This is a genomic window from Neisseria polysaccharea, assembly GCF_963392925.1.
GTDB lineage: Bacteria > Pseudomonadota > Gammaproteobacteria > Burkholderiales > Neisseriaceae > Neisseria > Neisseria polysaccharea.
On record NZ_CAUJNZ010000007.1, the window covers coordinates 14556 to 36627 of the forward strand.

The following is a 22072-nucleotide window of genomic DNA, read 5'->3' on the forward strand; positions in this document are numbered from 1 at the left end:
TGTCGGCAGTAATCTCGGTATTGGGGGCTTGTACGGTCGTTGCCGATGTTTACGGTCAGGATTCCGCCACAATGAATGCTGCGGCTGCCGAAGATTATATGAAAACGGTTGAGTTGTACAAGTCTGCCGGCAATGTCGATACTACATCCAAAACAGCCCGTAGGGTGCAGGCAGTATTTCGACGTATGTTGCCTTATGCCGATGCGGCAAATAATACCGGCCATAAGTTTGACTGGAAAATGACGGTTTTCAAAAACGATGAGCTGAACGCGTGGGCAATGCCCGGCGGGAAAATGGCGTTTTATACGGGGATAGTCGATAAACTTAAGCTGACCGATGGCGAAATTGCCGCCATTATGGGGCATGAAATGACGCACGCCCTGCATGAACACGGTAAAAATAAGGTCGGGCAGAAAATCTTGACTAATATGGCGGCGCAGATAGGCACTCAGATTATATTAGACAAAAAACCGGACACTAATCCGGAATTGGTCGGATTGGGTATGGATATTTTGGGGGAGTACGGCATTACCTTGCCTTATAGCCGCAGCTTGGAAGAAGAAGCCGATGAGGGGGGAATGATGTTGATGGCGCAGGCAGGCTATCATCCGGCGGCCGCTGTCAGGGTTTGGGAAAAAATGAATCAGGAAAACGACCAAAACGGCTTTATTTCTGCTATTACCTCTACTCATCCGACAAACAATGCCCGTATAGAAAATCTAAAACGGTTGTTACCGACCGTTATGCCGGTTTATGAGCAAAGTGTCAGAAATAAGGGGCGCGTTAATAAAAACCGTCGGCGTTAAGGGAAGGGGATCGAGAATTTGAGCCGTTGTTCCAAAATGCCGTCTGAATCCGTTTGAGATTCAGACGGCATTTAAACAGTTCTGAGCCCCGCCCGTTTTGCCTTCAAGCCTGCGCCGCTTAAATCCAATCCCCTCTTGCAACGGGCGCAAAAAATCCCCGTGCCTTGCGACCGGGGATGTTTCGGGTTTCGCGCCCCTTTTTAGGCGGTCGTTTCGGCAGTTTTTGCGCGGTATAATAAAAAAGCCGCCATTATCGGCGGCTCTCTGTATCAATCAAATTCTAATTTCTCAATAACCACATAATGCCGTATCGGCTTCTTGTTCACTTTGATTTGGTGCTGATCCCCGTTTTTGGACGGCTTCAAGCGTCCTTTTTCCGTCAGCACCCTACATACGGTATTAAGCGGGAACGATTGGGCGATTTCTTCCTTAAACACTATCGGCAAGATGTAAAACTCGTCATTGCCGCCAACCTGCACTTTATAGCCTGCGTGTCCTTTGCCTTTGCCGCCTGCCGGAATAATGGCGGTGTCTTTGATGCTCCATTCGGTAAAGCGTACGGAATCGGCGTATTGTCCGATAAAGTCGTCCAACCGGCTTCAGACAGATTCTTTAATGATGCGTGTTTCTGCCAGTGAGACGGATTGTTAAACGAAAAAAAACGCCTAGAATTTCTAAGCGTTTTTGTATGTTGGTGCCGACAGCGAGATTTGAACTCGCACAGCCTACGGCCACTACCCCCTCAAGATAGCGTGTCTACCAATTTCACCATGTCGGCATTTGAAAAACTGTTATTTCTGCTGCTGAGGAGCGGGGGCAGCAGGTGCGGGTTGGTTTTCAGCGGGAGCGGCGGGCTTAGGTGCCTGCTTGGTTTGTTGTACGTTACTGAAGTCCAAACCGTGTTTTGTCGTGTGGGTGTGAATATACACCATAGCCATACAGCTTGCAAAGAAAAATGTTGCTGCAACGGCGGTCGAACGGCTGAGGAAGTTGGCGTTGCCGGCAGAGCCGAAAACGCCTTGCGCGCTGCCGCTTCCCGATCCGAAGGTCGCGCCTGCATCCGCGCCTTTGCCGTGTTGGAGCAATACTAACACGATGACGGCCAAGGCGGAAATGATATTAATAATCCAAATAAGGGTTTTGAAGGCTTCCATATTTCTCTACGCATTTTGTGCGGCACTGATGATGGCGGTAAAGGAGTCGTATGACAATGATGCGCCGCCGACGAGTGCGCCGTCCACATAAGGCACTGCGAAGATGTCGGCCGCGTTGTCCGCCTTCACACTTCCGCCGTAAAGGACGCGGATTTTAACATCGCTTCCGCACAAAGACAAGATTTCTTTGTAGATGAATGCGTGCATGTCGGCAATCTGTTCGACGGTGGCGACTTTGCCGGTGCCGATCGCCCAGACGGGTTCGTAGGCGACGGCGATGTTTTTGGTGTCCAGTCCTTGCAGGATGGAAAGCTGATGGGCGATGACTTCGTGTTCTTTGCCGGCTTCGCGCTCTTCGAGGCTTTCGCCGACGCACAATAATGGGATGAGTCCGACGTTAAGGACGTTTTCCATTTTGCGGCGTTGGATTTCGTTTTTTTCGCCGAAATAAAGGCTGCGTTCGGAGTGACCGATGAGGACGATGTCTGTGCCGGTGTCGGCGAGCATTTCGGCGGACACTTCGCCGGTGTACGCGCCGTTGTTGGGGAAGCGGCTCACGTCTTGGGCGCAGGTAAGGATGCGGTTGTTTAAGACGATTTGCATGGCGTTGTGCAGTTGCAGCAGGTAAACGGTCGGGGCGGCGAGTCCGATGAGGACGCGTTCGGCGGTGGGGAGGATGCGGAAGCGGTGCATCAGTGCGTTGTTGTTTTGGAGCCGGCCGTTCATTTTCCAGTTGCCGATGACCCATTTTTGATCCCACATTCCGATTTGGTGATACATCTTTTTTGCTCCGTGTCGTGTTTTTTCTGTCTGCCGCGTGTGGCGCGTTGCAATGTGAAGTTTAGTGGATATGCGGCGGGTTCGCAACTTGGGGCGGGCGGCTGCGGGGGCGGTTTGGAATGTTGTTTCGGGCAGGTTGTTTTATAATGGTCGCCTGATATGTATGCAAATATAGGAGATGTGATGCACGCGCTTCATTTTTCGGCTTCGGACAAGGCCGCGCTTTATCGGGAGGTGTTGCCGCAGATTGAGTCTGTGGTGGCGGACGAGGCGGATTGGGTGGCGAATTTGGCGAACACGGCGGCGGTTTTGAAGGAGGCGTTCGGTTGGTTTTGGGTGGGTTTTTATTTGGTCGATACGCGTTCGGACGAATTGGTTTTGACACCGTTTCAGGGGCCTTTGGCGTGTACGCGGATTCCGTTCGGTCGCGGGGTGTGCGGTCAGGCTTGGGCGAAGGGAGAGACGGTGGTCGTCGGGGATGTCAACGCGCATCCCGACCATATTGCCTGTTCGTCTTTGTCGCGTTCGGAGATTGTCGTGCCGCTGTTTTCAGACGGCCGCTGTATCGGCGTGTTGGACGCGGACAGCGAACATTTGGCGCAGTTTGATGAGACAGATGCTTTGTATTTGGGCGAACTGGCGAAGATTTTGGAGAAGCGGTTTGAGGCTTCGCGTCAGGCGGCTTGAGTGATGGAAAGGGGCGGGCGGCGCGTGCCGAAGTTGGCGCGGCGGGAGTGTGGTTTTATAATGCCTGCTATTGTTGAAACAATTATTTGACGGAGCACTAAATGGATTTTGAAAAAGCGCGGTTCAATATGGTCGAACAGCAAATCCGTCCTTGGGATGTATTGGATTTTGACGTTTTGGACGCTTTGGAGGAGATTCCGCGCGAGCTTTTTGTCGATGAGGACTTGCAGGGTTTGGCGTATGCGGATATGGCGCTGCCGCTTGCCAACGGGCATAAGATGCTCGAGCCGAAAGTTGTGGCGCGGCTGGCGCAGGGCTTGAAGCTGACGAAAAACGATACGGTTTTGGAAATCGGCACGGGTTCGGGCTATGCGACCGCGCTGTTGGCAAAATTGGCGGGCAGGGTAATTTCGGACGATATCGATGCGGAACAGCAAAACCGCGCCAAAGTGGTGTTGGACGGCTTGGGTTTGGACAATATCGATTATGTGCAAAACAACGGGCTGACCGAACTTTCCGCAGGTGCGCCGTTTGATGCGGTTTACGTCGGCGGTGCGGTCAATATTGTACCTGATGTGTTGAAACAACAGTTAAAAGATGGCGGACGCATGGTGGTTATCGTAGGACGCAAGCCTGTTCAACGTGCTCTTTTGATTACGCGCCAAGGCGATGTGTTTGAAGAGAAGGTGCTGTTCGATACCTTGGTGGCGCATTTGGACGATAAGGATGCCGATCCGTTTGGCGGTTTCGATTTTTAAGATGTTGACAGGTCATGCCGTCTGAAAGCGGGTTTGGGGCTTCAGACGGCATTTTGCTTGGTTTTTTGGGATTTTTGCGATGGATATTGTGCAACTTGGGCCGGCGGAATTGAAGGCGTGGATGGACGAAGGGCGGATGTTTTGTTTGTTGGACGTGCGTACGGATGAAGAAACGGCGGTTTGTTCGCTGCCAAATGCGCTGCATATCCCGATGAATCTGATTCCGCTGCGGCAGAACGAGCTGCCGGACGACGGCGTGCCGCTTGTAGTGTATTGCCATCACGGTATCCGCAGCCTGCATACAGCGATGTATTTGGCCGATGCTGGGTTTGAAAACCTGTACAACCTTCAGGGCGGCATCGATGCATGGGCGGTTGAGATTGACGGCAACATGATGCGTTATTGAGGTGGATATTTCAGACGGCATTCCTTATCGGATACGGTACGGAATGCCGTCTTGATTTATGATGCCAAAAATTCTTTGAGAAACAATAAGACGCACGCCATTTCGTCGGCGGATTCGCGTTGCGTGCCGTTACCGGTATGACCGCCGCCGTCAGGCGAGTAGAGCCAAGATTGCGGCGAGGTTTCGCGCAGTTTGGCGTAGAACTTGAGCGCGTGGGCGGGATGGACGCGGTCGTCGCTGAGGCTGGTGGTGATGAGTGCGGGCGGATAATCGATGCCGTCTGAAAGATTATGATACGGCGACAATTCGCCCAACCGGCGTTTGCAGACTTCGTATTTTTGCGGATTGCCGTATTCGTCCGTCCAGCTTGCGCCGGCGGACAGCAGCGGATACCGGATCATATCGGTCAGCGGTACTTCGCACACCAGCGCGCCGATGCTTTGCGGTTCGCGCACGAAGGCGGCGGCGGTAATCAGGCCGCCGTTGCTGCCGCCCTGCAAACCGATGTGTTCGGGCGAACTGATGCCGCGTTCGGACAAATCGCGCACGACGGCAAGCAAATCATCGACGCTTTTGTGTTTGCTGATGCCCTGCGCCGCCTGATGCCAGCGCGGGCCGAACTCGCCGCCGCCGCGTATGTTCGCCAACACAAAGGCGTTGCCCTCTTCCAGCCAATATTTGCCGATGCTGCCCAGATAATGCGGCAGCTCGGGCACGCCGAAACCGCCGTAAGCATAAACCAGCGTCGGCGTATCGGGCGCGGCGTTTTTGCCAACGTGGAAATAAGGGATGCGTTCGCCGTCGGCCGAAGTCGTCCAAAACTGCCGCACGTTGATGCCGTATGAATCGAACTGCTGCGGTTGGCGGCGCATGACGGTCAGTTCCATCACGTTCAAATCCAGCGCAAATAACGTCAGCGGCGTAGTGAAATCGCCGGCGGCAAGGTAAACCACGTCGCCGCCCCAAGGCTGGTCGGTCATTTCCAACGCGCCCGAAGGCAGGCGCGGCAGTTCGGCTTCCTGCCATTTGCCGTCGGCAAAACGCCACGCTTTCAGACGGCCTTGTACGTTTTCCAGCAGGCTCGCCACCACAAAACGCTTGGTCGTTTCCACGCTTTCCAATGCCTGCGTTTCATCAGGCGCAAACAAAAGCTGCGCCGCCCCGAGTTCGCCCCGATTCAGCTTCACCGCCACCAGCGCGCCGCTCGGATAGCTTTGGTTCGCGCGGTTCCAGTCTTTGCGCAGCGTCAGCAAAAGATGTCCCGCCAGATAGCCGACCACATCGCAATCGTTGGGCAGATTTAACGGTTTCGCCTCGCCTTCGGCCGACACCTGCAAATAGGTTTTGGTGTAAAAACCGTCCGATGCTTCAATTAAATCAATGGGCGAACCCTGCGGATCGAGGTAACGCCACGCGTTCACCATCATGCCGTCTTCGGCAATTTGATACACCGGCAGGCTTTCCTCGAAACTTTTGCCGCGTTCAACCAGCCATACTTCGCGCGGATAGCCCGATTCGGTCAACTGGCGTTCGTCCCAAGCCGGACACACCCACACGCTGTTTTCATCGCGCCACGACACTTGGTTTTTGCCTGCCGGAAAGTGAAAACCGCCTTCGACCAACTCCCCTGCTTCCAAATCCACTTCCAGCGTGTACGCCGTATCGCCGCCCGACTTGCTCAGCGTTAACAACGCGCGGTCGGGCTTTTCCACCAAGTGCGACACGCCGCCCAAATATACATCGTCACCGAGCAATTCGTCGAAGTCCGCCACTGAAAATAGGATTTTCCACTCCGGATAGCCGGAACGGTAAGTCGCCGCCGTGCACACGCGGTACACGCCCTTCGGATATTCCGCGTCCTGATGGAAATGGTACATCCGCGCGCGGTGTTCCTGACAAAACGGAATCTGCCGCGTGTCCTGCATTTGATTCAAAATGCCGTCTGAAAGCGCGCGCGCCTTGTCGTTGTTTAAAAAACGCGCGCGCGTTTCGGCATTCGCTTCAGCAGCGAAGTTTTGCGTTTCGGCGGAATCGAGGTTTTCAAAATGGCGGTAGGGGTCGGGGTAGGATTTCATCGGGGTCCTTGATGGTTGGGCAGGTCTTTATAATCGGGGAAATGCCGTCTGAAACGGGGTTCAGACGGCATTTCTGCGGCGGCTTTCCGTTGCGGTCAGCGGTGCAGGCGACGTACCAGAATATGCGAGTTCCGTCCGTTGCTGCGGTAGTCTTTGCGCCGCGTTTCGGGCAACTCGTCTTCCGATGCCGTCTGAAAGCCGCGTTCGGCAAACCATTCGCCGGTATTTGTGGACAGTGCGAACAGCCTGCTTATGCCTATGCCGCGCGCCTTATCGATAATGTGGGCAAGCAGGCGTTCGCCGTAGCCGCCGTCCTGTGCCTGCGGCGAGACGGCAAGGCAGGCGATTTCGCCGCAATCGGCTTCGGTAAAGGTTTTTAGGGCGGCGCAACCGTACAGGTTGCCGTCGTGTTCGAGGATGGAAAATTCGGAAATGTGGTTTTCGAGGTATTCGCGGCTGCGGTGCAGCAGGATGCCCTGTTCTTCCAGCGGGCGGATGAGGGCGGCAATGTGCGGGATGTCGCCGCTGTGCGCCTGCCGGATGGAGACGAAGGCCTCTTTGGCAATGGACGTGCCGATGCCGTTGCGGGTGAAGAGTTCTTGCAGCAGGCTGCCGTCGGCGGCCCCGTTGAGGATTTGGACGCGATGCACGCCGCCTTCGAGCGCGGCAACGGCGGACGAAATCAGCCGTCGCGTTTCGCCGTCGGCGTGTTCCGCCAGCGATTGCGCTTCCTGCGCCGAGAGGGTTTCGGCGAGCGTGCCGTCGGGGCGGGCAATGCCGTCTGAAAGGGTCAGGTAAACGAGTTTTTCGGCCTGAAGCGAGACGGCGGCGGAGGCGGCGGTTTGAAGCATATCGAGATGGAAGGTCTTGCCGCCGTAGGAATGTCCGAGCGGCGGCAGCCAGACGATATTGCCCGCGTCGAGTTGGAAACGGAGGGCGGCGGTGTCGGTTTTGCGGATAACGCCCGCGTATTCCATATCGGTTCCGTCAATCACACCTATCGGACGGGCGGTCAGGAAGTTGCCCGATACGAGCGGGATGGAAGGCGCGCGCGCGAACCCGGAAACGCTGCCGCACAATGCGGCTTCAAAACGGCTGCGGACGGTGCCGGCAAACTGCTGCGCCTGTTCGAGCGAGGTTTCGTCGGTAACGCGCAAGCCCCGGCAATAATGCGGCGTGCGGCCTTGCGCGGCGGCGTGGCGGTCGAGGAAGTGGCGCGTGCCGTGGATGAGGACGAGCCTGATGCCCAGTTGCGACAACAGCCCGATGTCGGCGGCGAGCTTGTTTAAGGTATCGCCTTCGAGCAGGCGGTCGTCTATGCCGGCGACCAGCGTTTTGCCGCGCATTTGGCGGATATAGGGGGCGGCTTCGCGGAAGTGGGCGACAAAGAGGTCGGGCGCGCTCATAGGATGACGAGGTAGGAAAGCTGCATAATGAGGACGATAAGGGCAAACAGGGCGGCAATAGTCCAGTTGAACCCTTCCTGACGGGCGGGCGCGGCGGGCGGTACGGTAACCTGCGGTGCGGCAGCAGGCGCGGCGGCAGGCGCAGGCGGCGTATCGTGCAGGGTTGTACCGCCGTTGAGGATGCCGGCGATTTCGTCACGGGAAATCTGTTTCTTGCCAATGGCGTGCGTGCCGATACGGTGAACGAGTTTGACATCCGAAACAGCCTCGGGCAAATCGTTGAATATAGGTTCTTTCGTGCTTGCCAGATGGTCTTTGGCTTTAAACAGCCCTTCGCATTTTTGGCAGACGACGAAGCCTTGGGCGACATTGAGCTGGGTTTCTTTGACCCAAAGGCGGGTTTTGCAGTGCGGACAGAAACAGGCGGGCATGGTATTTCCTCGTGTGTGTCAGGTTTGATGCCGTCTGAGGCGTAAGGCGGTTCAGACGGCATATGCTTTGTTTTTATTCTACGCCGTACTGCCGACGGTAGGCTCGGACGGGTTCGAGGAACTGTCCGAATTCGGGGTTGTTTTGCAACAGGATAAACAAATCGTTCAGGCTGGCGATGGGGGCGACGGGCAGGCCGTATTGTTTTTCCACTTCCTGAACCGCGCTCAATTCACCCGTGCCTTTTTCCATACGGTCGAGCGCGATGGCGACACCGGCGGGGGTTGCACCCTCCGCTTCAATCAATTTGATCGATTCGCGCACGGATGTGCCGGCGGAAATCACGTCGTCGATAATCAGCACGCGGCCTTTAAGCGGCGCACCGACCAACACGCCGCCTTCGCCGTGGTCTTTGGCTTCTTTGCGGTTGTAGGCAAACGGGACGTTCACGCCTTTTTCCGCCAGCATCATCGCGGTTGCCGCCGCCAAAATAATGCCTTTGTAGGCGGGGCCGAACAGCATATCGAATTGGATGCCGCTTTCAATGATGGATTGTGCATAGAATTTTGCCAGTTGCAGCGTGGACAAGCCGTCGTTAAAGAGACCGGCATTGAAGAAGTAAGGCGACTGCCGTCCTGCCTTGGTGGTAAATTCGCCGAATTTTAAGACGTTTTGGGCGAGGGAGAATTTAAGGAAATCTTGGCGGAAATCGGTCATTTTTTGCTTTCTGTCAGGTATTGCGATGCAGTTGTGATTCTACCGCCCCGTGCGGCCTGCTTCAACTGCCGCCTGCCTGCAAGGCGTGTTTCAACTGTTTCAACACCTGCCAGTTTCGGGCTTTAAGTTCGGGTTGGCGTAAAAGTCGGGCGGGATGGTCGATGATGAAGAAGGGACGGCTGTCGCACAAAGTTTCAATCATCGTTTGCCGTTCAGGCTGGACAAAAGCCTGCCCGAGGAAAAGGACGGCCGGGGCGCGGCAGCCGTCGAGTTCCCTGGCGATTTGACCCAGCGCATTCGCGATGGCCTGTTCAGACGGCATCGGGCTGCCGACGGCGGCGGTTTTCACCCAGCTGGTCTTGTGTACATAAGCGGCATCCAGTCCTACGGCTTTGAGTATGTTGTCAAGCAGGACACCCGCTTTGCCGTGGAACAGTTGCCCGTAAACCATATCCTCGGTCGGCGGACACAAGCTGACGACGGCAAGTCTGGTGATGCCCGAAGCGGCGGAAACGGGGGCGATGCCGTCTGAAACGCCGGACAGAGGCGTTTCGGTTTCAGGCGCGGGTTTGCGCGTATGTACGGCGGTTGTTTCCAACGCTTTCATCGTTTCGAGCCGTGCCTGACCGGTATGCTGTTCGGACGGACGCTGCGGAATGCTGAGGACGGTTTGCTTTTGCGGGCGGATTTGTGTCGGGCTTTCCGGCAATGTTGCGGACGGCAGGACGACGGCTCCCCGCTTCAACCACATCGGGCCCAAACCCAAGGCTTCGTGCAGGTGGAGGTAGCGCGCGCTTAACATATTTTCTCCATTAAGACGGCATCTTCGGTTTTACCGTCGGCTGTACGGTAATAGTTTTTCCGCCTGCCCACATCGGTAAAGCCGTGTGCCGCGTACAGCGCCTGCGCGCCGATATTGCCCGCGCGGACTTCGAGCAGCAGGCGTTGCGTGCCTTCGGGCAGGTTGGCGAACCAATATTCGAGCAGGGCGGACGCGACACCCCGGCGGCGGTATTCCAAAGCGGTGGCAATCAGGTGCAGTTCGGATTCGTCGGGCAGGTTCTGCCAAACGATAAAGGCGGCCAACCTGCCGTCTTTTTCCGCAAGGAAAACCTGTTCGGACGGCGAAACCAGTGCGGACTCAAATTGGCGTTGCGTCCACGCGGACGGGTTGCAGACGGCATCGAGTGCGGCCAGCTCCTCGCAATCGGCATAAACGGCGCGGCGGATGTTCACGGACGCGCCCTCCGTTCCGCCTGTTCTTTGGCGGTCAGGGCGATTTTGTTGCGGACGTAGAGCAGCTCGGCGTGTGCCGCAGCGACGGCGGGAAAACCGCCATCCGCCGCCAGATTGAGGAAGTCGGCAGCGGTCGGCATATCGGGTTTGCCTGAGAAGGGCGGACGGTTTTCCAGCGCGAACGCATTGCCGATGCCGTCTGAAAAGGCGCATCCTTCCGGCAGCCGGATGTCTGCCGCCCGCCCGACCTGATAATCGCTCAAACGGCGGCAGTTCAGCGTATCGAACCATGCATAAAACACTTCGCCCATACGAGCGTCCATAGCGGCAAGGATGCAGCTTTGCGGCGGCGGCAGCGAGGCGGCGGCAGCGAGCGAGGGTACGCCGATTAAAGGGGTATCAAACGGCGTTGCCAAACCTTGCGCCACGCCAATGCCGATACGCAGTCCCGTAAACGCGCCAGGGCCTTTCGCATAAACAATCGCCCCCAAATCAGCGGCGGTAATGCCTGCATCACGGAACAGGGTGCGGATTTCCGGCAGAATCAGTGCGGACTGGCGGCTGCCGGCCTCCTGATGGAACAGACGGGTTTCGCCGTCGGCGCGCAGCGCGAGCGACAAATAGGAAGTTCCGGTATCGACGGCGAGGACGGGGCGGTTAAAATCAGCTTGCATGGCATTCTCTCGTTGGTTCAGACGGCATTATATAGTGAAACCGGCTTGCCTGCCGTGCCGTCGTGTCCTAGGGCGGTATGGCGCAAAAATGCCGTCCGAACGGTAAATTATCGTGTTCGGACGGCATTTTCACAATGGTTACTGCTTGGCGGCAAGGCCGATATGGTGTATGCCGTTTGCGGTTTCCACTTCCGCGCTGCCAGCAACTTCCTGGGCTTGCCCGCCAAAGATACCGAGGGAGTAACTGCCTTTCTCGTCTTGGTTGTAAAGGACGGAACCGCTGATAACGGCATGGCGTTTTTCATCCGGCTTGATATAGGCGGTGGCAAGCTCGACATTGAGTTCGGGCGATTTCAAATGTTCGATTTTGCCGTGTCCCTGTTTGGCGGCGAAACCTATGATATAGGTCAGTTTTCCGCCAGCATCGTCTGAACCGAACGCCGTCCCGCGATATGTCGCACTGCCGCTTTCGGGAAGCTTGTCAAAAGATGTATGTTCGCCCGCTATGTCGCCGATTCTGAACTGGCGTTTCGCAACCATCTTCCCGGAATCCTCCGAGTCTTGTACTTGCTCAGTCTGAAGGGCGGTTAAGGCGGAATGGCTTTGTTTGTACACTTGGAACTCTCCGCTCTCCAAGGTAATGAGCTGCCCGTCCACTTCGATTTGACGGATAAAGTCGAAGCGGCTGATTTTGTCGTTCTTCAGTTTGCCTGTGTTGAGGCTGTCGCCGTTTCCATAAGTTTTTTCCGCACCTTGTGCCGCCAGCTTCAGTTTCTCGTTTTTCCTGACGGACTGATCCAGCGTCAAAGACTGCAAACCTTTGTCTTTATGGTCGAGCGGTGCGGTTAGTGCATCGGCAAGCCCCGCGCCGATGTCGGCGGCGACACCGCCGCCTCCGCTTCCGCCGCCTCCGCTACTGCAGGCGGTCAGAATCAGGGCGGCGGTCAGAGAAAGGCAGAAAAAGGTAGTTCGGTTCACAGGTTTGCTCCTAGTCATACGCAGAATAGATAATATATAAACATTTTGGTTATGGTATCTTTTTTGCATACTGCATCAATGAGGCAGGTTAAAGAAGCAAAAATCAAATGCCGTCCGAACGGCGGTTCAGACGGCATTTTGTTTACAAGCAACCTGTTATTTGACGATTTGGTTCAATTCGCCCTTGGCATAACGGCTTGCCATTTTTTCCAAGGAAACCGGTTTGATTTTGCCTGCCTGACCTTCGCAGCCGAACGCAAGATAACGGTCGAGGCAGATTTGTTTCATCGCTTCAATGGTTTTGCTCAGGTATTTGCGCGGGTCAAAGTCGGACGGGTTTTCGGCAAGGTAGCGACGTACCGCGCCGGTGGAAGCAAGGCGCAGGTCGGTGTCGATGTTGACTTTGCGCACGCCGTGTTTGATGCCTTCGACGATTTCTTCAACCGGCACGCCGTAGGTTTCGCCGATATTGCCGCCGTATTCGTTGATGACTTTCAGCCATTCTTGCGGAACGGAGCTGGAGCCGTGCATCACGATGTGTGTATTGGGCAGGGCTTGGTGGATTTCTTTGATGCGGTCGATACGCAATACGTCGCCTGTGGGCGGACGGGTGAATTTGTACGCGCCGTGGCTGGTACCGACGGCAATAGCCAATGCGTCAACGCCGGTATCTTTAACGAAACGTACGGCATCTTCAACGCTGGTCAGCATTTGGTCGTGTGAGAGTTTTCCTGCCGCACCCACGCCGTCTTCTTCGCCTGCTTCGCCGGTTTCGAGGTTGCCCAATACGCCGATTTCGCCTTCAACGGATACGCCGCAAGCGTGGGAGAAGTTAACCACGGTACGGGTGGCGTTGACGTTGTATTCGTAAGAAGAAGGGGTTTTGCCGTCTTCCATCAGCGAGCCGTCCATCATCACGGAGGAGAAGCCCAGTTGGATGGAGCGTTGGCACACGTCGGGCGATGCGCCGTGGTCTTGGTGCATGACGACGGGGATGTGCGGAAATTCTTCGACAGCCGCCAGAATCAGGTGGCGTAAAAACGGCGCACCCGCATATTTGCGCGCACCGGCACTCGCCTGTACGATGACGGGGGCGTCGACTTGGTCTGCAGCCTCCATGATGGCGCGCATCTGTTCGAGGTTGTTGACGTTGAACGCGGGCAGACCGTAGCTGTTTTCGGCAGCATGATCAAGCAGTTGGCGCATGGATACGAGTGCCATTTATGTCTCCTTGGGCAATAGGTAAATAAGGCGGATTATAATGTTTTTTACGGCAAAAAACCATAAACGGCCTATTGATTTTATATTAACGATGCCAGTATGCAGGTTTGTCGGGTTTTGACGTTTCGGGATTCGGATATTCCGATTTATGATAATGTTTCTAATGTTATTTTAGGTGTGGGAATGGGTTTGGACGGACTTGCGGCATACTTGGACGCTTATTTGGAAAATATCGTGCGCGAGGGTAAATCGGAGCATACGGTTGCCGCATACCGGCGCGATTTGGAAGAACTGTTTGCGTTGTTGGCACAAATGCCGTCTGAAGCTGAAGGCGGCGTGCCGCAGGACTTGTCGCGGCGCGATTTTACGGCGGCGTTGCGGCGGCTGTCGCAGCGCGGTTTGAATGCGCGGACGCTGGCGCGCAAGCTGTCGTCTTGGCGGCAGTATTGCGCCTGGCTGGTCAAACGCGGGCTGATGCGCACCGATCCGACCGCCGGCATCAGTCCGCCGAAGCAGCCGCAACGCATCCCTAAGGCGCTGCCCCAGGAATGGTTGAACCGGATGCTGGATTTGCCCGTGGACGGCGGCGACCCTCTGGCGGTGCGCGACCACGCGCTGTTCGAGCTGATGTACGGCAGCGGTTTGCGCCTGAGCGAGATACACGGCCTGGATACAGGCGATGTGTGGTTGGACGAAGGCTGGGTGCGCGTAACCGGCAAAGGAAGAAAACAACGCCAGGTTCCGCTGACCGGCAAAAGCGTGGAAGCCTTGAAAAACTATTTGTCGCTGCGTCAGACGGCATCGGACGGCAAAGCCCTGTTTACCGGCAGGAACGGTACGCGCCTGAGCCAACGCCAAATCCAAAAACGCCTCGAATCATGGGCGGCGCAAAACGGCGACGGCAGGCACATTTCTCCGCACATGATGAGGCACAGCTACGCCAGCCATCTGTTGCAGTCCTCGCGCGACATCAGGGCGGTACAGGAGCTGCTCGGGCACAGCAGCCTTTCAACCACGCAGATTTACACCAAACTCGATTTCGACCACATCGCCCGCCTGTATGACGAAGCTCATCCGCGCGCCAAACGGCAGGAAAAATAATCCCAGACAAAATCAGCCGTCAGCCCCGCGTGCTTGATATATAATTAGCCGTTGCACTCGGACGATATAAAAAAGACACATCATGAACCCAAGCCCCCTACTCGACCTGATTGACAGCCCGCAAGATTTGCGCCGCCTGGATAAAAAACAGTTGCCCCAAGTCGCCGCCGAGTTGCGAGAGTTTCTGCTGGAATCCGTCGGGCAGACCGGCGGTCATTTCGCCAGCAATCTGGGCGCGGTCGAGCTGACCATCGCCCTGCACTATGTATACGACACGCCCGAAGACAAGCTGGTGTGGGATGTCGGACACCAAAGCTATCCGCACAAAATCCTCACCGGCCGCAAAAACCAAATGCACACGATGCGCCAATACGGCGGCTTGGCGGGTTTTCCGAAACGTTGCGAGTCGGAATACGACGCGTTCGGCGTGGGGCATTCGTCCACCTCCATCGGCGCGGCGTTGGGCATGGCGGCGGCGGACAAACTCTTGGGCAGCGACCGCCGCAGCGTCGCCATCATCGGCGACGGCGCGATGACGGCGGGTCAGGCATTTGAAGCCTTGAACTGCGCAGGCGACATGGATGTGAACCTGCTGGTCATCCTTAACGACAACGAAATGTCGATTTCCCCCAATGTCGGCGCACTGCCGAAATACCTTGCCAGCAACGTCGTGCGCGATATGCACGGCCTGTTGAGCACCATCAAAGCCCAATCGAGCAAAGTATTGGACAAATTGCCCGGCGCGATGGAGTTTGCCCAAAAAGTCGAACACAAAATCAAAACGCTGGCGGGTGAAGCCGAACATGCAAGGCAGTCTCTATCTTTGTTTGAAAACTTCGGCTTCCGCTACACCGGCCCCGTGGACGGTCATAACGTCGAACATCTGGTTGACGTATTGAAAGACTTGCGCAGCCGCAAAGGCCCGCAACTGCTGCACGTCATCACCAAAAAAGGCAACGGCTACAAACTCGCCGAAAACGACCCCGTCAAATACCACGCCGTTGCCAACCTGCCCAAAGACAGTACTGCGGAAACCCCTATGCCGTCTGAAAACAAACCCGCAGCCAAACCTACCTATACGCAAGTGTTCGGCAAATGGCTGTGCGACCAGGCGGCGGCAGATTCCCGATTGGCGGCGATTACCCCCGCCATGCGCGAAGGCAGCGGACTGGTTGAATTCGAACAACGATTCCCCGACCGCTATTTCGACGTCGGCATTGCCGAGCAGCACGCCGTTACCTTTGCCGGCGGTTTGGCTTGCGAAGGGATGAAGCCCGTCGTCGCCATTTATTCCACCTTCCTCCAGCGCGCCTACGACCAACTGGTGCACGACATCGCCCTGCAAAACCTGCCCGTTTTATTTGCCGTTGACCGTGCGGGCATCGTCGGCGCGGATGGCCCGACCCATGCCGGTTTGTACGATTTGAGCTTCTTGCGCTGCGTGCCAAACATGATTGTTGCCGCGCCGAGCGATGAAAACGAATGTCGCCTGCTGCTTTCGACCTGCTATCAGGCAAATTCACCATCCGCCGTCCGTTATCCGCGCGGCACGGGTACGGGCGCGCCGGTTTCAGACGGCATGGAAACCGTAGAAATCGGCAAGGGCATTATCCGCCGCAAAGGTGAGAAAACCGCCTTCATTGCCTTTGGCAGCATGGTCGCCCCCGCATTGGCGGTTGCCGAAAAACTGAACGCCACCGTCGCCGATATGCGCTTTGTCAAACCGATAGACGAAGAGTTGATTGTCCGCCTTGCCCGAAGCCACGACCGCATCGCTACCCTTGAAGAAAACGCCGAACAGGGCGGCGCAGGCAGTGCGGTGCTGGAAGTATTGGCGAAACACGGCATCTGCAAACCCGTCTTGCTTTTGGGCGTTGCCGATACCGTAACCGAACACGGCGACCCGAAAAAACTTTTAGACGATTTGGGTTTGAGTGCCGAAGCGGTGGAACGGCGTGTGAATGGTTGGTCGGCACGTCAGGTCTGAACGGATACGGAAATGCCGTCTGAAACCCGATTCGGGCTTCAGACGGCATTGTCGCGGTTGCGGCAGGCGGGTTCACCAGATTCCGTCAAAGGTTTTCGCGCCGCGCCAAAATTTCCACCTGTCGGCGGGTTTGAAGGTCAGCGTACCGCCGTGTTGTCCGTCCGTGGTGATGTCCAGCCGTTTGATTTTGCCGGTACGGACGGCTTCGTAGATCGGTGCGAACCAGTGTTCTTCCCACTGCTGTAAAACCGATGCATACCGCTCCCTGTCTCCCGTCAGGGCGGTCAGGCGCAAATCGTCCATAAACAGGATATGGTGCGTGTCGGGCAGGTGTGCCGCCGTTTCTTCATAGGCGCGGAAGTTGTCGGGCAATGCGCGGCGGTCGGGGTGGAAACGGCTCCAAACCGTATCGGCGAAAAGCGTGCCGCCTTGACTGCTTCCGTGCAGACTGTCCCAAAGCCATAAGCCGTTCAACTCGGGCAGCCCGCGTTTCTTGCGGTTATGGTTGACGGGGTGCGCCGCCAGCCACATTTGGATTTCGGTTTGGACGCGCAGCCATTCCAACGCGTCTTCCCCGTCCGGTTGATCGTCCGCACCCAACAGTCCGCCCAAGTCCAAAACGGGCTTCGCGCCCCAGCGGTACGCGCGGGGAAGGGAAACCAGCCATAATTCGGGCAGGACGGGAACGAAACGCCACGGAATATCGCCGTAAAACGCCGACAGATCGCGGCAGAGCCGTTCCGCTTCATCCGTACCGACGTTCAGATATTCCGCCGTTAGCACATTTGCCTGATGCATCCCCATCTTTTGCCAGACGGGCGTGGCGAGCGCGACGGCTTCAGACGGCATATTCAGGCTTTGTGCCGCGCGTTCCGCCAGTCTGCCGCACCACAAATAACGCGCGTAAAATGCCGAAGCCGTGCAGCTTTGGCGGTGCAGCGAGCCGTATTGCAGGATTTTGTTGAAAGCGTGCAGGCATAGAGGTATTCGGATTTCGTCTTCATCCAAATTGAGCGAGGGAATGGCGAGGGTGAGTTTCATCGTTTGGCGTTTCAGAAATGCAGGTCAGGCGCAACATTATAGAGGATTCGGCGCAAACGCCGTCAAAAAGGAACAATATGGCTGTCTTCCCACTTTCGGCAAAACATCGGAAATACGCGCTGCGTGCGCTTGCCGTTTCGATTATTTTGGTGTCGGCGGCATACATTGCTTCGACAGAGAGGACGGAGCGCGTCAGACCGCAGCGCGTGGAACAAAATCTGCCGCCGCTGTCTTGGGGCGGCAGCGGTGTTCAGACGGCATATTGGGTGCAGGAGGCGGTGCAGCCGGGCGACTCGCTGGCGGACGTGCTGGCGCGTTCGGGTATGGCGCGGGACGAGATTGCCCGAATCACGGAAAAATATGGCGGCGAAGCCGATTTGCGGCATTTGCGTGCCGACCAGTCGGTTCATGTTTTGGTCGGCGGCGACGGCGGCGCGCGCGAAGTGCAGTTTTTTACCGACGAAGACGGCGAGCGCAATTTGGTCGCTTTGGAAAAGAAAGGCGGCATATGGCGGCGGTCGGCTTCTGAGGCGGATATGAAGGTTTTGCCGACGCTGCGTTCGGTCGTGGTTAAGACGTCGGCGCGCGGTTCGCTGGCGCGGGCGGAAGTGCCCGTCGAAATCCGCGAATCCTTAAGTGGGATTTTCGCCGGCCGCTTCAGCCTTGACGGTTTGAAGGAAGGCGATGCCGTGCGCCTGCTTTACGACAGCCTGTATTTCCACGGGCAGCAGGTGGCGGCGGGCGATATTCTGGCGGCGGAAGTCGTCAAGGGCGGCACAAGCTATCGGGCGTTCTATTACCGTTCGGACAAGGAAGGCGGAGGGGGCGGCAATTATTATGATGAAGACGGCAGGGTGTTGCAGGAAAAAGGCGGCTTCAACATCGAGCCGCTGGTCTATACGCGCATTTCTTCGCCGTTCGGCTACCGTATGCACCCCATCCTGCACACTTGGCGGCTGCACACGGGCATCGATTATGCCGCACCGCAGGGAACGCCGGTCAGGGCTTCCGCCGACGGCGTGATTACCTTTAAAGGCCGGAAGGGCGGATACGGCAACGCGGTGATGATACGCCACGCCAACGGTGTGGAAACGCTGTATGCGCACTTGAGCGCGTTTTCTCAGGCAGAAGGCAATGTGCGCGGCGGCGAGGTCATTGGTTTTGTCGGTTCGACCGGGCGTTCGACCGGGCCGCACCTGCATTACGAGGCGCGCATCAACGGGCAGCCCGTCAATCCTGTTTCGGTCGCATTGCCGACACCGGAATTGACGCAGGCGGACAAGGCGGCGTTTGCCGCGCAGAAACAGAAGGCGGACGCGCTGCTTGCGCGCTTGCGCGGCATACCGGTTACCGTGTCGCAATCGGATTGAAGTTTGAACCGGCGACGAAAACAATGCCGTCTGAAAATCTGCAAACAGGTTTTCAGACGGCATTTATAGTGGCTTAAAATAAAACTAAGCCAAGGAAGCGCTGCCGTCATTCCCGTACCGGCGGGAATCCGGACACCACGGCACGGAAACCCATCCGCCGTCATTCCCGCGAAAGCGGGAATCTGGAAATACAACACGGCAGGAGTTTATCGGGAATGACGGAAACCCAACGCACCGGATTCCCACTTTCGCGGGAATGACGAAGTGGGCAGGAAAGCGGCGTGCGCGTCGGGAATGACGAAGTGGGTGGGAATCCGGATTTATCCGTTCCGGCAGTGTTTGCAAATATAGTGGATTAAATTTAAACCAGTACGGCGTTGCCTCGCCTTAGCTCAAAGAGAACGACTCTCTAAGGTGCTGAAGCACCAAGTGAATCGGTTCCGTACTATTTGTACTGTCTGCGGCTTCGTCGCCTTGTCCTGATTTAAATTTAATCCACTATAAAAGAAAACCCAACCGTCCCGATTCCCGGCAGGGCTGTTTACGGATTTTGCAGCGAGGGCGCGGGGCGGTCTTGCGCCTGTTTGGTTTGCAGGGTTGTCAGTTTTTTCGTCAGCAGATTCAGAATCACGCCGTAGGCGGGCAGGAAGAAGAGGGTGCAGACGGTAAGTTTGAACAGGTAATCGACAAAAGCGATGCCCTGCCAGTTTGCCGCCATAAATCCATCGCTGCTTGCGTAGAAGGCAACGGCGAAAAATACCAGCGTATCCAAGGCGTTGCCGATGACGGTTGATGCGGTCGGTGCAATCCACCACGCTTTCAGACGACGTAATTTGTTGAACACAAAAATATCAAGGATTTGTCCGAGCGCGTAGGCGGCAAAGCTGGCCAAGGCGATGCGTCCGACAAAGGTGTTGAATTCGGACAGTGTGCCCAAGCCTGTCCAACTGCCGTTGTGGAACAAAACGGAAAAGACGTAGGAAAGCAAAAGGGCGGGGAACATCACCCAAAAGATAATCCGCCGTGCCAAGTGCGAACCGAAAATGCGGACGGTCAGGTCGGTGGCGAGGAAGATGAAGGGGAAGGAAAACGCACCCCAAGTGGTGTGGATGCCGAAAATTTGGAAGGGGAACTGCACCAGATAGTTGCTGGCGGCGATGATGAGGATATGGAAAAGCACCAGCCAGAAGAGTGCCTTCTGTTGCTGTGCGGCAGTAAATGCGTACATAAAAATCTTTCGGAAAGGCGTTCAGACGGCATATCGTATCGAAGGAATGCCGTCTGAAATATGGGAAGGATGGTTTATTGTGCGTCGTGCTCAAACAGGCGTTTACGCGCCAATGTTTCGAACTCGGTGCCTGCTTTGCCGTAATTGGCGAAAGGATGAATGGCGATGCCGCCGCGCGGTGTGAACTCGCCGAATACTTCGATGTATTTCGGATCCATCAGGGCAATGAGGTCTTTCATGATGATGTTGACGCAGTCTTCATGAAAATCGCCGTGGTTGCGGAAGCTGAAGAGGTAGAGTTTCAGGGATTTGCTTTCCACCATTTTGATGTGCGGAATGTAGCGGATGTAGATAGTGGCGAAGTCGGGCTGCCCGGTCATGGGGCAGAGGCTGGTGAACTCGGGGCAGACGAATTTGACGAAATAGTCGTTGTCGGGATGTTTGTTGTCGAATGCTTCGAGAATTTCAGGCGCGTAGCCAGTCGGATATTGGGTTTTTTGATTGCCCAAAAGCGAGATGCCTTGCAGTTCTTCGTTGTTGCGGGACATAGGGTTTCCTTAGTTTTTTAGTGTGGGAGGTTTTCGAACCACGGGCGGCGATTGTAATATAAGCGGCGGTATCTGTGTAGCTTCCCTGTCCGGCAGGGGTGGCGCGCTTATCCGATTATTTTTGAACATAAATTAATTTTGCGGAACACGGATGCGGCGGTTTATTTGAATATTCATTCTAAATCATTAACTTGATTGGGTTATTGCCAGGGTATAGAATCCGAGCTGCCTTTAATCGGCTTTATTTATATCGTATTAAAAATATTCGGAATTTGAATAATGGCAACACACGGAGACGAAGTGAAAATTCAAAACAGACAAGAAGCCGATAGCGCAAAAACCAAACGCAAACGCCGCCTGACGGCATTGACGCTGCTGTTCGCGCTTGCCGCCGTAGCCGCCGGGTCGGCGTTTTTTTTATGGTGGCAGCACGAAGAGGAAACGGAAGACGCTTATGTTGTCGGACGCGTGGTTCAGATTACGCCGCAAACGGGCGGTATGGTGCGGAAGGTGTTGCATGATGATACGGATGTTGTGAAGAAAGGCGATGTGTTGGCCGTATTGGACGACGGCAATTATGTGTTGGCGTATGAACGGGCAAAAAACGAGCTGATTCAGGCGGTGCGGCAAAACCGCCAGCAAAATGCCGCCACTTCTCAGGCGGGGGCGCAGGTTGCTTTGCACCGAGCGGATTTGGCACGTGCGCAGGATGATTTACGCCGCCGGTCTGCTTTGGCGGAATCGGGAGCCGTGTCCGCCGAAGAGCTGGCACATGCCCGTGCGGCAGTGTCTCAGGCTCAGGCGGCAGTTAAGGCGGCTTTGGCGGAAGAATCTTCGGCGCGTGCGGCTTTGGGTGGTCAGGTCGCTTTGCGCGAACAGCCGGCGGTTCAGACGGCAGTCAGCAGGTTGAAAGATGCGTGGTTGAACCTTCAGCGGACGCAAATCCGCGCGCCGGTGGACGGTCAGGTGGCAAAGCGTTCGGTACAGGTTGGACAGCAGGTGGCGGCCGGTGCGCCGCTGATGGCGGTGGTGCCGTTGTCGGATGTGTGGGTTGATGCCAATTTTAAAGAGACGCAGTTGCGGCATATGAAAATCGGACAGCCTGCCGAGCTGGTGTCCGATTTATACGGTAAACAAATTGTTTATCGCGGCAGGGTGGCAGGGTTTTCGGCAGGTACGGGCAGCGCGTTTTCGCTGATTCCGGCGCAAAATGCCACGGGTAACTGGATTAAAGTGGTGCAGCGTGTCCCTGTCCGTATCGAATTGAACCGTGAAGATGTAGACAGGCATCCGTTGCGTATTGGTTTGTCGATGACGGTAAAAGTGGATATTTCCGCCGCAGGCGCGCCTGTTTCAAAAACGCCGGATGCCGTGTTACCGGAAACCGAAGGCACGGATTGGTCGGAAGCCGACAGACTGGTGGACGAAATTCTTGAGCAATACGCGCATTGATGCCGTCTGAAACGGAGA

The 22072-nt window shown here is 56.0% G+C and carries 23 protein-coding genes, 1 tRNA gene and 1 riboswitch; of the genes, 8 read left to right on the plus strand and 16 right to left on the minus strand.

All coding sequences use genetic code 11. The features are described from left to right. Window positions 1-71 precede the first annotated feature (71 nt). The gene (locus RDY34_RS05585) at window positions 72-806 is read left to right on the plus strand and encodes a M48 family metallopeptidase (RefSeq protein ID WP_003712641.1); all 735 of its coding nucleotides are present in this window, start codon (window positions 72-74) and stop codon (window positions 804-806) included. A 269-nt stretch (window positions 807-1075) separates the two neighbouring features. Here RDY34_RS05585 and RDY34_RS05590 read toward each other — a convergent pair whose 3' ends face one another. From RDY34_RS05590 to tpiA, 4 genes are all read right to left on the minus strand, one after another. Further along, a complete protein-coding gene (locus RDY34_RS05590) occupies window positions 1076-1399 on the minus strand; it encodes a propanediol utilization protein (protein ID WP_308074506.1) in 324 nt (107 codons plus the stop codon). A gap of 99 nt (window positions 1400-1498) precedes the next feature. Next, window positions 1499-1584, minus strand: a tRNA-Leu gene (locus RDY34_RS05595). A gap of 13 nt (window positions 1585-1597) precedes the next feature. Continuing rightward, complete coding sequence (gene secG / locus RDY34_RS05600) at window positions 1598-1960, minus strand: preprotein translocase subunit SecG (protein WP_003708304.1); 363 nt, start codon at window positions 1958-1960, stop codon at window positions 1598-1600. Window positions 1961-1966: 6 nt separating this feature from the next. After that, window positions 1967-2740: a triose-phosphate isomerase gene (tpiA, locus tag RDY34_RS05605; protein ID WP_003752859.1), complete on the minus strand. Its 774-nt coding sequence runs from the start codon at window positions 2738-2740 to the stop codon at window positions 1967-1969. 183 nt (window positions 2741-2923) lie between these two features. Between tpiA and msrC the strand changes: the two genes are divergently transcribed. The 3 genes from msrC to RDY34_RS05620 all read left to right on the plus strand — a co-directional run bounded on the left by msrC (window position 2924) and on the right by RDY34_RS05620 (window position 4591). Continuing rightward, a complete protein-coding gene (gene msrC / locus RDY34_RS05610) occupies window positions 2924-3427 on the plus strand; it encodes a free L-methionine (R)-S-oxide reductase MsrC (protein ID WP_308074507.1) in 504 nt (167 codons plus the stop codon). 101 nt (window positions 3428-3528) lie between these two features. Further along, complete coding sequence (locus tag RDY34_RS05615; protein ID WP_308073228.1) at window positions 3529-4185, plus strand: protein-L-isoaspartate O-methyltransferase family protein; 657 nt, start codon at window positions 3529-3531, stop codon at window positions 4183-4185. 79 nt (window positions 4186-4264) lie between these two features. Then, window positions 4265-4591, plus strand: a complete 327-nt coding sequence (locus RDY34_RS05620; protein ID WP_308073229.1) for a rhodanese-like domain-containing protein — start codon at window positions 4265-4267, stop codon at window positions 4589-4591. A 56-nt stretch (window positions 4592-4647) separates the two neighbouring features. On the opposite strand, the gene RDY34_RS05625 is transcribed toward RDY34_RS05620, so the two are convergent. The 9 genes from RDY34_RS05625 to fba all read right to left on the minus strand — a co-directional run bounded on the left by RDY34_RS05625 (window position 4648) and on the right by fba (window position 13327). Next, the gene (locus RDY34_RS05625) at window positions 4648-6666 is read right to left on the minus strand and encodes a prolyl oligopeptidase family serine peptidase (protein ID WP_003708292.1); all 2019 of its coding nucleotides are present in this window, start codon (window positions 6664-6666) and stop codon (window positions 4648-4650) included. Between the two features lie 95 nt (window positions 6667-6761). Further along, the gene (gene argA / locus RDY34_RS05630) at window positions 6762-8072 is read right to left on the minus strand and encodes an amino-acid N-acetyltransferase (RefSeq protein WP_118811086.1); all 1311 of its coding nucleotides are present in this window, start codon (window positions 8070-8072) and stop codon (window positions 6762-6764) included. Continuing rightward, window positions 8069-8503, minus strand: a complete 435-nt coding sequence (locus RDY34_RS05635; protein WP_003708290.1) for an MJ0042-type zinc finger domain-containing protein — start codon at window positions 8501-8503, stop codon at window positions 8069-8071. The genes argA and RDY34_RS05635 overlap by 4 nt, the downstream gene beginning before the upstream one ends. A gap of 73 nt (window positions 8504-8576) precedes the next feature. Further along, the gene (pyrE, locus tag RDY34_RS05640) at window positions 8577-9218 is read right to left on the minus strand and encodes an orotate phosphoribosyltransferase (RefSeq protein WP_002223035.1); all 642 of its coding nucleotides are present in this window, start codon (window positions 9216-9218) and stop codon (window positions 8577-8579) included. 61 nt (window positions 9219-9279) lie between these two features. Further along, window positions 9280-10020 (minus strand): uracil-DNA glycosylase family protein, encoded by a 741-nt coding sequence (locus RDY34_RS05645; protein ID WP_308184481.1) that lies wholly within the window; start codon window positions 10018-10020, stop codon window positions 9280-9282. Continuing rightward, the gene (gene rimI / locus RDY34_RS05650) at window positions 10014-10454 is read right to left on the minus strand and encodes a ribosomal protein S18-alanine N-acetyltransferase (protein WP_308184482.1); all 441 of its coding nucleotides are present in this window, start codon (window positions 10452-10454) and stop codon (window positions 10014-10016) included. Before rimI ends, RDY34_RS05645 begins: the two co-directional genes overlap by 7 nt. Continuing rightward, window positions 10451-11128: a tRNA (adenosine(37)-N6)-threonylcarbamoyltransferase complex dimerization subunit type 1 TsaB gene (gene tsaB / locus RDY34_RS05655; RefSeq protein WP_308184483.1), complete on the minus strand. Its 678-nt coding sequence runs from the start codon at window positions 11126-11128 to the stop codon at window positions 10451-10453. Before tsaB ends, rimI begins: the two co-directional genes overlap by 4 nt. A 138-nt stretch (window positions 11129-11266) precedes the next feature. After that, window positions 11267-12106, minus strand: a complete 840-nt coding sequence (locus RDY34_RS05660; RefSeq protein ID WP_308184484.1) for a factor H-binding protein — start codon at window positions 12104-12106, stop codon at window positions 11267-11269. 156 nt (window positions 12107-12262) lie between these two features. Further along, entirely contained in the window at window positions 12263-13327 is a 1065-nt protein-coding gene (fba, locus tag RDY34_RS05665) for a class II fructose-bisphosphate aldolase (RefSeq protein WP_061370366.1), read from the minus strand. A gap of 183 nt (window positions 13328-13510) precedes the next feature. On the opposite strand from fba, the gene xerC reads away from it, so the two are divergent. Both xerC and dxs read left to right on the plus strand, forming a co-directional pair. Next, window positions 13511-14428, plus strand: a complete 918-nt coding sequence (gene xerC, locus RDY34_RS05670) for a tyrosine recombinase XerC (RefSeq protein WP_308184491.1) — start codon at window positions 13511-13513, stop codon at window positions 14426-14428. Between the two features lie 82 nt (window positions 14429-14510). Beyond that, window positions 14511-16415, plus strand: coding sequence for a 1-deoxy-D-xylulose-5-phosphate synthase (gene dxs, locus RDY34_RS05675; RefSeq protein ID WP_308074513.1), 1905 nt, complete (start codon window positions 14511-14513; stop codon window positions 16413-16415). A gap of 72 nt (window positions 16416-16487) precedes the next feature. Here the strand turns inward: dxs and RDY34_RS05680 are convergent, their stop codons facing one another. Next, window positions 16488-17456: a hypothetical protein gene (locus RDY34_RS05680; protein WP_308074514.1), complete on the minus strand. Its 969-nt coding sequence runs from the start codon at window positions 17454-17456 to the stop codon at window positions 16488-16490. A gap of 77 nt (window positions 17457-17533) precedes the next feature. On the opposite strand from RDY34_RS05680, the gene RDY34_RS05685 reads away from it, so the two are divergent. Continuing rightward, window positions 17534-18826 carry a DD-carboxypeptidase/endopeptidase Mpg gene (locus RDY34_RS05685; protein ID WP_025456602.1) on the plus strand — a complete coding sequence of 431 codons (1293 nt, stop codon included), beginning with the start codon at window positions 17534-17536 and terminating at the stop codon, window positions 18824-18826. A gap of 541 nt (window positions 18827-19367) precedes the next feature. Here RDY34_RS05685 and RDY34_RS05690 read toward each other — a convergent pair. Together RDY34_RS05690 and queF are read right to left on the minus strand one after the other, a co-directional pair. Beyond that, entirely contained in the window at window positions 19368-20054 is a 687-nt protein-coding gene (locus tag RDY34_RS05690; protein ID WP_003749978.1) for a 7-cyano-7-deazaguanine/7-aminomethyl-7-deazaguanine transporter, read from the minus strand. Between the two features lie 74 nt (window positions 20055-20128). Beyond that, window positions 20129-20602 carry a preQ(1) synthase gene (gene queF, locus RDY34_RS05695; RefSeq protein ID WP_002224865.1) on the minus strand — a complete coding sequence of 158 codons (474 nt, stop codon included), beginning with the start codon at window positions 20600-20602 and terminating at the stop codon, window positions 20129-20131. A gap of 3 nt (window positions 20603-20605) precedes the next feature. Next, window positions 20606-20650, minus strand: a riboswitch (PreQ1 riboswitch). A gap of 231 nt (window positions 20651-20881) precedes the next feature. Here queF and RDY34_RS05700 point away from each other — a divergent pair. After that, entirely contained in the window at window positions 20882-22054 is a 1173-nt protein-coding gene (locus RDY34_RS05700) for an HlyD family secretion protein (protein ID WP_003749982.1), read from the plus strand. The last annotated feature ends 18 nt before the right edge of the window (window positions 22055-22072 follow it).